The sequence below is a fragment of the Robertmurraya sp. FSL W8-0741 genome (assembly GCF_038004005.1).
Classification (GTDB): Bacteria; Bacillota; Bacilli; order Bacillales; family Cytobacillaceae; genus Robertmurraya; species Robertmurraya siralis.
The window spans coordinates 2,238,021-2,251,571 of sequence record NZ_JBBOQG010000001.1 but is presented as its reverse complement, the minus strand read 5'-3'; the positions used below and the strand labels follow the sequence as shown (position 1 = coordinate 2,251,571).

The 13,551-nt window shown below is 38.1% G+C and carries 14 protein-coding genes; 1 reads left to right on the top strand and 13 read right to left on the bottom strand.

Annotated elements, in window-relative coordinates; all coding sequences use genetic code 11:
* Positions 1-19: 19 nt before the first annotated feature.
* The 13 genes from NST02_RS10905 to NST02_RS10845 form a co-directional block, all read right to left on the bottom strand.
* Positions 20-499: a cell wall elongation regulator TseB-like domain-containing protein gene (locus NST02_RS10905; protein ID WP_095306517.1), complete on the bottom strand. Its 480-nt coding sequence runs from the start codon at positions 497-499 to the stop codon at positions 20-22.
* 14 nt (positions 500-513) lie between these two features.
* Positions 514-684, bottom strand: coding sequence for a YpmA family protein (locus NST02_RS10900; RefSeq protein WP_137743167.1), 171 nt, complete (start codon positions 682-684; stop codon positions 514-516).
* A 276-nt stretch (positions 685-960) separates the two neighbouring features.
* On the bottom strand, positions 961-3,765 hold the full coding sequence (dinG, locus tag NST02_RS10895; RefSeq protein ID WP_137743168.1) for an ATP-dependent DNA helicase DinG: 2,805 nt from the start codon (positions 3,763-3,765) through the stop codon (positions 961-963).
* Between the two features lie 527 nt (positions 3,766-4,292).
* Positions 4,293-4,676, bottom strand: coding sequence for an aspartate 1-decarboxylase (gene panD / locus NST02_RS10890; protein ID WP_095306520.1), 384 nt, complete (start codon positions 4,674-4,676; stop codon positions 4,293-4,295).
* A gap of 40 nt (positions 4,677-4,716) precedes the next feature.
* Positions 4,717-5,562 carry a pantoate--beta-alanine ligase gene (panC, locus tag NST02_RS10885; protein WP_137743169.1) on the bottom strand — a complete coding sequence of 282 codons (846 nt, stop codon included), beginning with the start codon at positions 5,560-5,562 and terminating at the stop codon, positions 4,717-4,719.
* Positions 5,559-6,395 (bottom strand): 3-methyl-2-oxobutanoate hydroxymethyltransferase, encoded by an 837-nt coding sequence (gene panB, locus NST02_RS10880; protein ID WP_095306522.1) that lies wholly within the window; start codon positions 6,393-6,395, stop codon positions 5,559-5,561. Before panB ends, panC begins: the two co-directional genes overlap by 4 nt.
* A gap of 337 nt (positions 6,396-6,732) precedes the next feature.
* Positions 6,733-7,713: a biotin--[acetyl-CoA-carboxylase] ligase gene (locus tag NST02_RS10875; protein WP_095306523.1), complete on the bottom strand. Its 981-nt coding sequence runs from the start codon at positions 7,711-7,713 to the stop codon at positions 6,733-6,735.
* Positions 7,698-8,900, bottom strand: coding sequence for a CCA tRNA nucleotidyltransferase (locus tag NST02_RS10870; RefSeq protein ID WP_340948978.1), 1,203 nt, complete (start codon positions 8,898-8,900; stop codon positions 7,698-7,700). The genes NST02_RS10875 and NST02_RS10870 overlap by 16 nt, the downstream gene beginning before the upstream one ends.
* Positions 8,897-10,042: an N-acetyl-alpha-D-glucosaminyl L-malate synthase BshA gene (gene bshA, locus NST02_RS10865; protein ID WP_340948977.1), complete on the bottom strand. Its 1,146-nt coding sequence runs from the start codon at positions 10,040-10,042 to the stop codon at positions 8,897-8,899. The genes NST02_RS10870 and bshA overlap by 4 nt, the downstream gene beginning before the upstream one ends.
* Complete coding sequence (bshB1, locus tag NST02_RS10860; protein WP_137743170.1) at positions 10,039-10,752, bottom strand: bacillithiol biosynthesis deacetylase BshB1; 714 nt, start codon at positions 10,750-10,752, stop codon at positions 10,039-10,041. The genes bshA and bshB1 overlap by 4 nt, the downstream gene beginning before the upstream one ends.
* The gene (gene mgsA, locus NST02_RS10855; protein WP_095306593.1) at positions 10,745-11,164 is read right to left on the bottom strand and encodes a methylglyoxal synthase; all 420 of its coding nucleotides are present in this window, start codon (positions 11,162-11,164) and stop codon (positions 10,745-10,747) included. Before mgsA ends, bshB1 begins: the two co-directional genes overlap by 8 nt.
* A gap of 151 nt (positions 11,165-11,315) precedes the next feature.
* The gene (gene dapB / locus NST02_RS10850; RefSeq protein ID WP_095306527.1) at positions 11,316-12,116 is read right to left on the bottom strand and encodes a 4-hydroxy-tetrahydrodipicolinate reductase; all 801 of its coding nucleotides are present in this window, start codon (positions 12,114-12,116) and stop codon (positions 11,316-11,318) included.
* 5 nt (positions 12,117-12,121) lie between these two features.
* Positions 12,122-12,463 carry a nucleotide pyrophosphohydrolase gene (locus tag NST02_RS10845; RefSeq protein WP_095306528.1) on the bottom strand — a complete coding sequence of 114 codons (342 nt, stop codon included), beginning with the start codon at positions 12,461-12,463 and terminating at the stop codon, positions 12,122-12,124.
* A 178-nt stretch (positions 12,464-12,641) separates the two neighbouring features.
* On the opposite strand from NST02_RS10845, the gene NST02_RS10840 reads away from it, so the two are divergent.
* Complete coding sequence (locus tag NST02_RS10840; protein ID WP_095306594.1) at positions 12,642-13,517, top strand: YitT family protein; 876 nt, start codon at positions 12,642-12,644, stop codon at positions 13,515-13,517.
* Positions 13,518-13,551: the final 34 nt, after the last annotated feature.

Here is a 13,551-nt window from a genome sequence, read left to right as displayed (position 1 = left end):
AATTCCTCCCAATAAACCATCATAAGTTTTGTATATCTTTTAACCATTCGCCTGTTTTAAAATCAATATAATAATAATTGATCAATTTATCATTTGAACGGTAATAGATTTCCCAAAGTGGAATTTGATTCTCCATCCCAAGCTTGACCGACACAACTTCATCAGGCTCCTTACTTTGATAAAGCTTGTCAATCGCTGCTTCTTTACTTATTCCATCTTCTTCATTCCTGACTATTATTTTACGTTCTTTTTCTTCTTCCGGAATCCATGCAATGAGCTTCTCTCCAGATTGATTTGTCCCTTTTACAATATAATAACTATTCGTACCGTTATACAACGTAAAATCAGTCACTTGTTCGATATTTGTTTCTGCCAAAGCAATTTCCTCTGCCTTAGCTTCAGCGCTGTGCAATGGTTTCAGAGCATTTAAAAGTATATTTATCGTTAAACCGAGCAGCACAATTAAACCAATACTTGATAGCCAAATCCATTTCTTCATAGCAAATCCCTCTTTTATGTACGATAAATAGTGAAAACAGCTTTATTTTGATCGTTTTGATCAAGAGCTAATCCAAACATTAATTCCTGATCTTTTAATGTTCGGTTCAATGAATCGACAATTTTGTATAAATCAGGACTATTTTGGATTTTGATCGTCGACAAAACTTCAATTTTACTTTCCATCACGAATTCTCCTCACTAAACACATAATTTGTTAATCATAGTTGCGCGGCTTAAAGGTAACAATAATCTTAAGTAAATGTCAGCTTTTTGACAGAGATTCAGCCTATTCTCAGCACGTTTCATTAGAAATATTATAACAGGTTAAATAAAAAAGAATTACCCCTTTCTTAAAATTAAAATAACTTTTAGTCCACACACACTTCTACCGCGCTAATGCAGCGCGGTTTTTTTAAAGTATCTCGAACTCGGTTTATTCTTGGCGCTCATGTCCAAAAATTATAGGAAATTTTCAATTAAATCAAGGGTTGCATTAATATTTAGTTTTTTTACTGGTACCTTTGGAATAGATTGCAGAAATACTTTTCCGTAAGAAGTGGTATAGATCCGTTTATCAAAAATAACAACAAAACCTCGGTCCTGATTGGTGCGAATTAATCGGCCAAACCCTTGTTTGAAACGAATAATCGCTTCTGGCAATGAATGCTCCGAAAAGGGATTTCCGCCACTTTCTTTAATTTTATGACATTTCGCTTCTGTCAGCGGTTCATTTGGCGGAGAAAATGGCAGTCGAACCATAATAAGACATGACAAATCTTCACCAGGAATATCGATTCCTTCCCAAAAGCTACTTGTACCAAGAAGAATCGCTTTGTCAAAACGTTGAAAGTTCCTTGTCAGCTTCGTTCTACTTCCTGCCGTGATTCCTTGCCCCATGATTATAAAGTCTTCTAGCAACCCGCTTTCTTTCATTAAATTATATGTTTTTCTTAACATCTCATAGGAAGTGAAGAGAATAAGCATTCTTCCTTTTGTTGCTTCGGCAATAGAAATAATATGTTCTGTAATAGCTGCAACGTACTCATCGATCGATACCGAATTAATTTCCGGCAAATCATTTGGAATCACCAATTGAACCTGCTTATCATATGGGAATGGGGATTCAATCTGTTGTACATAACAGTCAAGCTTATCTAGACCCAGTTCTTTTAGCATGTATTGAAAAGAACCCTTTACCGATAATGTCGCTGATGTCATTACAGCACTTTTTTTGCGCAGAAAAAATTCTTCTCTAAGCTGAGAAGCGATTGTAATGGGTTGTCCTAAAATCGTTGTTGAATTTTGAGAAGATCTGATATCGACTTCAACCCAAGTAACAAACTCATCCATTGGAAATAAAATAAGCTGTTTAATCGTTTCGCATACTGTCTCTAATTCCTTTTGTAATGTGACAACCTCCTGAATCAACAATTTTTGCGGGTTTGAAAGCTGTAGTTCTTCTTTCGTAAAAGCCTCTACGTATTGCTTAATGGCTGCGGCAAAGTCTTTTAAGCTAAAGTAAAATCGTTCACCTGTCGAATGGATCGGTGACCAGTCTTGATCAGATCCTTCCTTTATTAAGCGAAAAGTTACTTTATTTGTCGCCGCACTGCTCTTTACACGCTTTTTTGCTACATTGGCCACAGTTCTAAAAAATTGATCCATTTCATTCATTAATTCATTAAAAAGCTGGCTTACTTCAAAAGAATGAATCGTTTCTGCTGTTCGTTCAGAGTCCTTTTCTTTCAAAATCTGCTCCAGTTCGTAATGAATTTGCTTTTGTTCGTATTGCCCAAATTGGCTGAGTAAAAGTCGTATATGTAAATAATCAAGGGATAGACCAAAGTATTTCCCACAAACTTTCTCAAAATGATGCCCTTCATCTAAAATACAGTAATCATAACGGGGCAGAATCGCTGTATCAGCAACAAGATCAGTCAATAAAAAGGAATGGTTAGTAATAATAAAATTAGCGGTCTGTGATGCTTTACGCGCTCGTAAATAGTAATCGTATTTTATCCAGGACCTCTGCTGAAAATAGGTACTGTCATCATTTTTAATTTTGCCCCAGAAAAGCATTCCTCCGCTCGATAGATTCAACTCATCACGGTCTCCTGTTTCAGTCTCTAATAACCAGACAAGAATTTGCATCTTCGTCAAACTAATATCGTAATTATCATCATCCTCTTGCAGCGATTGCTCGAATTTTGCCAAGCTTAAATAATGACTTCTTCCTTTTAAAATCACTGCTTTAAGTTTGTTCGGAAGAATTTTTTGCAACAATGGAATATCATTATTCAATAGTTGCTCCTGCAGCTGGGTTGTATGGGTACTAATGACAATTGTTTCACGGCGTTCACTAGCAAAAATTGCCGCTGGCAATAAATAAGCCATCGACTTTCCCACGCCTGTCCCAGCTTCAATAAGAGCATGTTTTTCATTTGTAAAAGCCTTAAAAACAGTGTCCATCATTTGAAATTGCCCAATTCGTTTTTCATATCCTTGAAACGCTCCCTGAAACAAACGCTCTTTTTCCTCATCACTTTCAGGGTATGGAATGGAGGGGTCATAAGCGAACTCTTCACGATCTTCTAATTTCCTTAGCATAATTCCACGATGTCGTTCTAATGAAAAAGGGATCTCTTCTAAACTTCGTTCTTTTTCGATAATGAGATCATCTAACAATAATGCCACATCACTTTTCAACCCACCAGAAAGCTTTAGCAATTGATGGAGAGTTATGTTCGGCAGTTGCCAAAGTCGATTCAACAAGATCAATAACAATTCCGCCGTTACATATGCATCACTATCTGCTTGATGGGGACGTTCGTGATTCAACCCCTCTTGAACAGCAAGTTCATTTAACTTGTAGCTATCAGATGTCGGAAACAAAAATCTAGCCATTTCCACTGTATCCAAAACCGGACCTAAAAAACCTTCGTATCCTGCCTCGATCAACTCTTCTTGAAGAAACGATAAATCAAATAGGACATTATGGGCGACAAAGTATGCATCCTCGAGAAGCATTAATACCTTCGGGGCAATTTCCGAAAAATTTGGCGCATCTCGAACCATCTCGTCATTTAATCCTGTTAATTCTTCTATGAAAAGTGGTATCTCTCTTCCTGGATTGATAAAGGAAGAGAATTGCTCTGTAATTTTTCCATTTTCAACAACAACGGCTGCAAATTGGATAATTTTATCACCTTTCTTTGGAGCATTTCCCGTTGTTTCTAAATCGACTACCACAAATTTGTTACTCAATTCTATACACCTCTATCCTTCAAACTAATTTGAAGGAGTACTTTTTTATATTTTTTATATTTGACAAAGTTGAATTCGTGAAAATTTTACTTTCCCATCTTTCAGCTGAGCTAAATGAGACTAAAATGATTTTGTTTAACATAGCTTTATACTATAATTATCAATACTGTTATGCAACGCCATCCAGTTTCATTGCTTTCACTTTATCATAAACAGTAGCAAACAGAAAAGGGATTGAAAAAGTAAATGCTTCCCTTTCCAAGATTGAACGGAGACTAAGCTAGTGTCGTTAAAGTTCGTTAGCTGAGTCCATTTCATAATTGCGCACTTCAAGTTAAAAAAAACGAACGTTCATTTTTAATTTTACATTATTCCAAGGAGTAAATGCGGACATAAATGAATATAAAACGTGATATTGTTCGTTTTTTAATTAGCGATGGTACATTATGAAATCGATTCAGCTAAAAACAGAAAAACCTTAAACGAGACTATACCGTGAAAGTATAGTTGCTTAAGGCTTTTACTTGTTAGATTATCGTCTTTTCTGGCTCTGCATGAAGCATTTCAACGATCTCATTCTTCTCATTCATAATTGCAACCTTTGGTTGATGTGCATGAATATTTTCTTCTGCCACCAATGCATAGGAAATAATGATGACGACATCTCCTTCTTGTACAAGTCTCGCAGCAGCCCCATTGATGCATATTACCCGGCTGCCTCTTTTGCCAGGAATAATATAGGTTTCAAACCTTGCTCCATTATGGTTATTAACGATTTGTACCTTTTCATTTGCTACCATGCCAACTGCTTCTAATATTTCTTCATCAATTGTAATACTGCCCACATAATTTAAGTTTGCCTCTGTCACACGAGCACGGTGAATTTTTCCATTCATCATCGTTCGAAACACGATGCTTCCTCCATTCTTTACGTTGGAATAATCAATTGTTCTACTCAACAGCTAAGACAATATTGTCGATTAAACGAGCTTTAGTAAATTGAACAGCTATTGCAATAATGATTTTCCCTTTCACTTTTTCAATCGTTTGAAGCTCCGGAAAGGAATAAATTTCAACGTAGTCAATCGTTCCACTCGTTTTTTTGGTAATATTGTTTTTTATCATCGTAACTAGTGATTCAATATTTCTTTCACCAGCTTCGATTTTTTTTCTTGCCTCTAGCAATGCTCGATATATTTCAGGAGCTTGTTGTCTTTCCTCAGAATTTAAATTTACATTTCGGGAACTTTTCGCCAATCCGTCCTCTTCGCGGACAGTTGGAATTGGTATCAGCTCAATTGGAAAATTTAAGTCTGCAATCAGTCCTTCGACGACGGCAACTTGCTGGGCATCTTTCATCCCTAAGTAAACTCGATCGGGTAAAATTAAATGGAATAGCTTTGTCAGCACAGTTGCTACACCATCAAAATGCCCCGGTCTTGAATCACCGCATAACACATCCGTCCTCGCTTGAACTAACACCTTTACAGACAAGGGATTAGGATACATCTCCGCAACGGAAGGGTTAAATATAATGTCAACACCCTCTTCGCGACAAACGCTGACGTCCCGTTCAAAATCGCGCGGATACGAAGCAAAATCTTCATTTGGACCAAATTGAAGCGGATTAACAAAAATACTGACAATAGTAATATCATTCACTTCACGTGCTTTTCTAATAAGCTGCAAATGTCCTTCATGTAGATAACCCATCGTAGGAACAAAGCCAATTGAATTCGTATTTTTTAGCTCTTTCACCAGTGCTTGCATTTCGGTAATGTTTGTAATAATTTTCATTTTTTACCTCCATAAAGCCCCAGCATTTCTTCTTCTTTCATCATGAAACTGTGAGGATCAGAAGGAAAGCTTTTCTGTTTTACCTCTGAAATATAATGTTCTATCCCTTTTTGAATCTCTACATTCAAATTTGTATATTGCTTTGCAAATTTTGGTAACCGCTCGACACCATACATTAATATATCATGATACACAAGCACCTGACCGTCAGTCTCCGCCCCGGCTCCGATACCGATTGTCGGGATCGACAAACTTTGCGAGATTGCTTTTGCTAATTGTTTTGGTACACATTCTAGAACAAGCATAAATGCACCAGCTTCTTCACATTTTTTTGCATCCTCAATTAACTTATTTGCTGCTGCAGCACTTTTCCCTTGCACCTTATAGCCTCCAAGCACTCCAACGGATTGTGGAGTTAAGCCCAGGTGAGCACAGACAGGAATTCCCGCTCTTGTTAATGCTTTAATATGGGCTACCACTTCATCAGCCCCTTCGACCTTAACAGCATTAGCACCTGTTTCTTGAATAAGCCTCGTTCCATTTAAAAGCGTATCTTTAATTGATAAATGATAGCTCATAAAGGGCATATCAACAATGATATGAGTGTCTATCGCTCCTCTTTTTACAGCTTTTCCATGATGGACCATATCTTCCATTGTCACAGACACTGTTGAATCATAGCCTAAAACGACCATTCCAAGGGAATCACCAACAAGGATGACATCAACACCAGCTTGTTCCGCCAACTTTGCTGATGGAAAGTCGTAAGCCGTCAGCATGACAATTTTATCATGCTCTTGCTTCATCTTTTGAAAATCGGTTGTAGTTCTCATCATTTTCCTCCTTTTTGAATCGGAAGAGGAGATAAACAAAAAAGGAATCCTAAAAAACGCAGAAGGATCCCTTTGCAACATATTCCTGTTTCATCCCTCTGTCCCTGTCCATTTGGATCTAGGCAGATAATTATTCATTTAAACAACGTCTTTAACAAGGTGCAGTTCAAAAATGATACTGCCCACATAAAAAATTATAGCAAATTTCAGCACAATTACCTAGCATAAAACAGTACTAGATTGCTAAGGTTGGGCTAAAGAGGAGTTTTTACGATTAATAAAAGCAAAATTGGTTAACGTGCAAATACTCGAGCATAAAAAATGCTAGGAAATTTCTTTATCCTAGCTCGATATCAGCAGAATAGATGCTATGAACCACACCGTTTTTATCTTCGATTTTCAATACGCCATCATCGTTGATACCAAGGGCCTTTCCCGTTATATTTCCTGTTAACGTGCGTGCGGTTATCGTTTTGCCAATACTAATTGCATAACTTTCCCAAAGAAGTTTAATGGGATGAAATCCTGTTTCCAAATAAAGCAGATAAAGTTTTTCAAGCTTTAAAAATATCGTTTGAATTAAACTAGCACGATTAATAAGCTCCCCCTTTTCAATTGAAAGGGAGGTTGCAACCGCCCTTAAACCTTCCGGGAAATCTGTTACCGCTTGATTAACATTTATTCCAATTCCGATAATGACTGAGTTGATTCTGTCTGCTTCAGCCTGCAATTCCGTTAAAATACCTGTCACTTTCTTGCCGTTCACTAAAAGGTCATTAGGCCATTTTATCTGGGGCTCAAGTCCAGTATTTTCAACAATTGCTTGAGCGACCGCAACCGCGGTTAAGAGCGTTAATTGAGGTGCCATCGAAAGTGGAATCTGTGGTCTTAATATGACACTCATCCAAATGCCTGTATGTTTAGGAGAATGCCATCTCCTATCCATTCTCCCTTTTCCACCTATTTGCTCATCAGCGATGACAACCGTTCCCTCAAGCGCGTTTTCCATGCCAAGTCGATGAGCCACTTTTTGTGTCGAATCAACTGATTCTTTGTAATGAATTTGTTGACCGATGAGCGAGGTTTTTAACCCTAATCGAATCTCATTGGCACTCACATGCTCAGGTTTTTGGATAATGCGATAGCCTTTTCTTCTTACTGCCTCAAGCTCAAAACCTTCATTGCGAAGGTCTTCAATATGTTTCCACACAGCAGTTCTTGAACAGCCCATCAAATCAGCTAAATATTGACCTGAAAGAAATTCACCTTCATGCTCAGTAAATGCGTCAAGCAGTTTTTTCCTTAAGGTTGACTGCATGTAAATAGCCACTCCTTTATTGATACCCGTTCATTTTTGAGTTCACCATTAATAATTGCTTTTTCTATTGCCAGCAGCTTTTCTTCAATCCACGGTCCGCCCTGTAATTGATACCATTCCAATAAGTTTTGTCCGGTTATGGCCAACTCTTTTCTCTCTTTAAGCGGCAACCGTTGCCATACTCCTTCTAGTTCGTCAATATTGGCATCTATATACCGTTCTTGTAAAACATTTAAAAGTTTTTCTGTCCGAATTGCAGATTCTTTGCCAGCACGGTAGAGCTCCTCTAATTTCCATTCATGATCAAGGCGCTGAGTAAGCAAACTTAATCCAAGTTTCACTCTTCTTATTTGCTTAACGGGAAGCTTCCAAGATCTTAAAAAAGCCTCGACGTTATTTCTCGGTAAATGAAAATGATAAAGAAGTAAAACCCAATACTCGCTAATGGCAAAATGGCCTGTTAGATCAAACTGTGAAAATGCTGCCAGTTCTTTGTGTTTATCCTTAAACCCTGGTAAAAATCGATAAAGTCCCGTATCTATAAGGAGCTTTATTGCCATTTGATAATTTTCCCCTTTTAGCAGTTTTTCAAATTCGATCGTCTTTCGCTGAACTGCAATCATTTCTAACCACTTACTATGTTCCTTTAAAGCATTATACGTTTCCTTTTCGAGAGAAAATGAAAGCTGACTGACAAAACGAATCGCTCGCATCATTCTAAGAGCATCCTCTTGAAATCGCTCACCAGCATTCCCTACCGTCTTTATCATCTTTGCCTTAATTGCTGCCTGCCCAGCAAATGGATCAATCAGCTCCCCATTCTTATTCATAGCAATCGCATTCATTGTAAAGTCCCGTCGACGCAAGTCCTCTGTTAAAGAACGGATAAACGTGACTTCATTTGGCCTTCTAAAATCAGCATAATCCGATTCACTGCGAAAGGTTGTAATTTCATATGACTCCCCCTGATAAAGAACTACAATAGTACCATGTGCAATTCCTACATCGACCGTCTTCGAAAATACTTCCTTCACTTCCTCAGGAGTTGCGGAAGTTGCAATATCAACATCATCTATCGGTCTTGCCAGCAAAAAGTCACGGACTGCCCCTCCTACAAAATAGGCTTCGTATCCGGCAGCTTCTAATTTATGCAAAATTGGCAGGGCTTTTAGAAAAGGAGCTTTCATTGTTTTTCCCCTTTTTGAATAGTTTCGTAATAAAGATCCTCGTATTGCTTTACTATTAAATCCGCTTTAAATCGCTCAAAAACGGCAGTGATCGATGCTTGTGAAAAACGTTTATGTACCGTTGAATCTGCTAATATATGCAAAGCTTTTTGTGCAATTTCTTCTATATTCCCTAATTCACAGATGTACCCTGTTTCACCGTCTATTATTACCTCTGGCAAACCGCCGATGTTTGTACCAATACATGGGACGCCACAGGCCATTGCTTCCAGTGCGACAAGGCCAAAGCTTTCTTTCTCCGAGAGCAGAAGCATCAGATCACTAATTGAATAAAGCTCTTCTAAATTATCTTGCTTTCCTAAGAAAAGAACCTTGTCTTTTATTTTTAATTGATCCACCAATCTTGAGACAACGGACATTTCAGGTCCATCACCAATGAGAAGCAGCTTTGCTTTCATCTGCTTCACTATTTTTGCAAAAGACTTCACAACATCAGGTACCCGTTTTACAGGGCGAAAATTACTAACATGGATCATGACCTTTTCATCCTCTGGTATTCTAAATTCTTCTTTTAAATAAGCAGCATCTGTACGTCTATACACTCGTTCATCAATAAAATTATAAACAGGAACAATTTGTTTATCTGGGTTTATAAGGTCATATGTTTGTTTTATTAAAGAATTCGAAACAGCTGTAACGGCATCTGATTTTTCGATCCCAAATCGAATCGCATCTGTCAGAGTCATATCATAACCAAGAATCGTTATATCAGTCCCATGAAGTGTTGTGATAATTTTAATATCCTTTCCGCTCATTTGCTTTGCTAAAATCGCACAAACCGCATGTGGAATCGCATAATGAACGTGAAGGATGTCTAAATTTTCCCGTTTAATGACCTCAGCCATTTTACTTGCTAGAGCAATGTCATATGGTGGATATTGAAAAACTGAATATTGATTGACCTCAACCTGATGGTAAAAAATATTATGGTACATTTTTTTTAAACGAAATGGAAGACTTGAGGAAATGAAATGAATTTCATGGCCCTTTTCAGCAAGCATTTTTCCAAGCTCCGTCGCAATCACTCCTGATCCACCAACAGTTGGATAACAAGTAATTCCTATTTTTAATTTTTTTGTCATTCGTGCTCTCCTAATAGATCCCTGTTTAGCAATATGGGGGTCTTGGTGATAAACCCTTCAGCATATTTGACTCCAACCTCTTTCCCGAACAGTCTTTCCCTCGCCTCGACGGATTCAAGATAATCATTGACTAATGGCGTCTCCACCGTTTCAGGACCTCTTTGAAATTGACTTTCATAAGCAGTTAAACTCGCTAATTTTAGTTCCATGAAATCCGAGATGTCGATGACGAAATCAGGCTTATGAAACCCGTTAATCATATAATAAATAAGCTTATTCGGACGGTAAGGAGCGTATTGATGAGCTGTTTTCAATTTTCGAATTCCCGCGGAGAAAAAGGCTTCTTCTACAATCTTTGTACAATTCCCGTGATCGGGATGGCGATCGAGATGATACGGAGTACACACCAGCTTAGGTCGGTACTTTCTAATGAGCGCTACCACCTCTTGGATTGACTGCTCAGATAGGAACAATCCCCGGTCGGAAAGATTGAGGTTTTCTCGAACTTTTACTCCCAGCCGCTCCGCTGCTCTCTTAGCTTCTGCAAGCCTTCCTTCCACCGTGCCATTGGAAGATAACTCTGCCCGTGTTAAATCACAAATACCGACCTTTTTACCGCATGATGTATATTTTGCAATTGTCCCACCCATGCCGATTTCAACATCATCCGCGTGGGCTCCAAAAGCTAAAATATCCAATTGCTCATTCATTCACTTCACCATTTCGTTTTGCAATGATCTCACGCCAAGATAGATCACCGCGTTCTAAACCTTTAATAATCACTTCCGCAGTTCCCATATTAGTCGCAAGCGGAACTAAATAGACATCACATAATCGAATTAAAGCAGAAACATCTGGTTCATGTGGCTGAGCTGTTAGTGGATCTCGAAAAAATAAGACGACATCCATTCGATTATTTGCGATCATAGCTCCAATTTCTTGATCTCCCCCAAGTGGCCCTGACTGAAATCGGTGCACCTTTAAATTGGTTGATTCCATAATTTTTTGGCCTGTCGTTCCTGTTCCAAATAGCGTATGATTTTTTAAAATCTCTTCATACGCCATGACAAAGCGCACCATATCGTCTTTTTTCTTATCATGGGCAATTAATGCAATATTCATCGCTATCTCCTCTTTCCTATTTGCTCTTTTCACAAATATCTTAGTTCTATCCCCCAAAAATTTTCTCCATCTATTCAATTGGATATTTTTTGGTGCATCTGGAAGCTTTATTTGGTGAAACCTTAATTTTTATTTCATTACAGCTATCTACTTATTCGATGATATTTTCAAGACCATAGACAAATGTGTCTAATTTCATTACAGTATCAACCGCAAGTTTGACTCCAGACATAAAGGAAGCACGATTATAGGAATCGTGGCGAATCGAGAGTGTCTGTCCATCAGAACCAAACATCACCTGCTGATGCGCTATTAAACCGGGTAAGCGCACCGAATGAATATGCATCCCTTCAAAATTAGCCCCTCTAGCACCTTGCATCGTCTCTTTTTCATTAGGATGCCCCTGACTTTTTTGTTCTCTGACAGCAGAAATCATTTCGGCTGTTTTCACTGCTGTCCCTGAAGGAGCATCAAGCTTTTGATCATGATGTAACTCAATAATTTCAACATCTTTAAAATACTTTGCCGCCATTTGAGAAAACTTCATCATTAGAACCGCTCCGAGGGCGAAATTGGGCGCAATAATACAGCCTAGCTCCTTCTCTTCACAAGTAGCTTGGAGCTCCGCTAAATCCTCTTTTGAAAACCCCGTTGTTCCTACCACTGGTCTAACACCGTGCCATAAGGCTGTTTTTGTATGGTGCATCCCTATCTCTGGTGTCGTTAAATCGATCAACACATCTGCTTCAATTTCAGAAAGACATTTTTCTACATCCCCATATACAGGTACTTCTAAAGCATGAAAACCTTCTATTTCTCGCAGCAGCTTACCATCATATTTATAGTCTATCGCAGCAACAAGTTGATAATTTTCAGTTGCTTCAACTAATTTTACTGCTTCTCTCCCCATTCTACCTCTTGGGCCGGCTATTATTACTTTTATTTTCTTCATGTGCATCACTCCCCTGTATTTTCAAACCTTGTCCAACGGTCTTTATCTCTCGTATTAAACTTGTGCATTACTCGATCATGTGCTTCTTCTAAACTGATATTAAGAGAATTGGCAAAACAAGTGATCACAAAGAGTAAATCACCCAACTCCTCCTCAATCGTTTTTTCATCTTCAGATAATTTTTTTGGTTTTTCACCGTAATAATGATTAACTTCACGAGCCAGCTCTCCTAATTCTTCCGTCATTCTTGCCAGCATCGCTAGAGGGCTGAAATAACCTTCCTTAAATTGAGAAATATATGTATCAACTTCCGCTTGCATCTCCTTAATCGTTTTATCTCGGCTCATGCTATTACCACTCCTACTTATGTCAGTCATTAAACATTCATCATTAAAGTTAATATTAAATAATAACAATAGCTTTTACAAATATTTTTTTCTTTCTCCAGTTGTTGCCATTCTTTATGGCTTCCCTTATAATTAAAGCGTTTTGGAGGAGTAGTATGTGAAAGAGAGGAATGTTGAAATGCCCTTTGGACTTAAACTGAAAAATATCTTCTTTATATTAATTGGCTCTGCCATTTTTTCATTTGGCATCGTCCACTTTAATATGGAAAATAATTTAGCAGAGGGAGGCTTCACCGGAATTACCCTATTGCTTTATTTTCTTTATAAATTTGATCCATCCTACACAAATTTAATTTTAAATATCCCTGTATTTTTGATTGGTTGGAAACTGCTAGGTAGAAAAGTCTTTATTTATACAATCATTGGAACTGTTAGTGTATCAATCTTCCTTTGGTTGTTCCAACGCTATCCATTTATCGCTATTCCATTAAATGATGATTTAGCGCTTGCGGCTCTATTTGCCGGTGTTTTTATCGGTATTGGACTAGGAATCATATTCCGCTATGGCGGAACTACTGGCGGTGTCGATATTATTGCAAGGCTTGCACAAAAATACATCGGTTGGAGCATGGGCAAAACGATGTTTATGTTTGATGCTGTCGTTATTATCTTATCTCTTATTTTCTATTTATCGCACCGAGAAGCGATGTACACATTAGTAGCTGTCTTTGTTGGAGCAAAAGTGATCGACTTTATGCAGGAGGGGGCTTATTCTGCTAGAGGCGCAATGATCATTTCAGAAAAAAATGAAGAGATCTCGGCAAAAATTATGAAAGAAATGGATCGGGGAGTTACCGTCCTCAAAGGTCACGGTTCATTCACCAAACAGGAGCGTGAAGTGTTGTACTGTGTGGTCGGACGGAATGAAATTGTCAGATTAAAAAATTTAATTACAGCTGTCGATCCCCATGCTTTTGTATCTGTCAGTATTGTTCATGATGTACTTGGCGAAGGTTTCACCCTTGATGAAAATAAAAAACCGATTGAAAGATAATTTAAACAAGGGTAGAAAACTGGCGCAATTGGAG

Excerpts from the sequence above, each read along its gene's own strand:
- NST02_RS10905 (WP_095306517.1), bottom strand. The coding sequence starts at position 499 with ATGAAGAAATGGATTTGGCTATCAAGTATTGGTTTAATTGTGCTGCTC.
- NST02_RS10900 (WP_137743167.1), bottom strand. The coding sequence starts at position 684 with ATGGAAAGTAAAATTGAAGTTTTGTCGACGATCAAAATCCAAAATAGT.
- panC (WP_137743169.1), bottom strand. The coding sequence starts at position 5,562 with ATGAAAATTATTACAAACATTACCGAAATGCAAGCACTGGTGAAAGAG.
- panB (WP_095306522.1), bottom strand. The coding sequence starts at position 6,395 with ATGAGAACTACAACCGATTTTCAAAAGATGAAGCAAGAGCATGATAAA.
- NST02_RS10875 (WP_095306523.1), bottom strand. The coding sequence starts at position 7,713 with ATGCAGTCAACCTTAAGGAAAAAACTGCTTGACGCATTTACTGAGCAT.
- NST02_RS10870 (WP_340948978.1), bottom strand. The coding sequence starts at position 8,900 with ATGAAAGCTCCTTTTCTAAAAGCCCTGCCAATTTTGCATAAATTAGAA.
- bshA (WP_340948977.1), bottom strand. The coding sequence starts at position 10,042 with ATGACAAAAAAATTAAAAATAGGAATTACTTGTTATCCAACTGTTGGT.
- bshB1 (WP_137743170.1), bottom strand. The coding sequence starts at position 10,752 with ATGAATGAGCAATTGGATATTTTAGCTTTTGGAGCCCACGCGGATGAT.
- mgsA (WP_095306593.1), bottom strand. The coding sequence starts at position 11,164 with ATGAATATTGCATTAATTGCCCATGATAAGAAAAAAGACGATATGGTG.
- dapB (WP_095306527.1), bottom strand. The coding sequence starts at position 12,116 with ATGAAGAAAATAAAAGTAATAATAGCCGGCCCAAGAGGTAGAATGGGG.
- NST02_RS10845 (WP_095306528.1), bottom strand. The coding sequence starts at position 12,463 with ATGAGCCGAGATAAAACGATTAAGGAGATGCAAGCGGAAGTTGATACA.
- NST02_RS10840 (WP_095306594.1), top strand. The coding sequence starts at position 12,642 with ATGCCCTTTGGACTTAAACTGAAAAATATCTTCTTTATATTAATTGGC.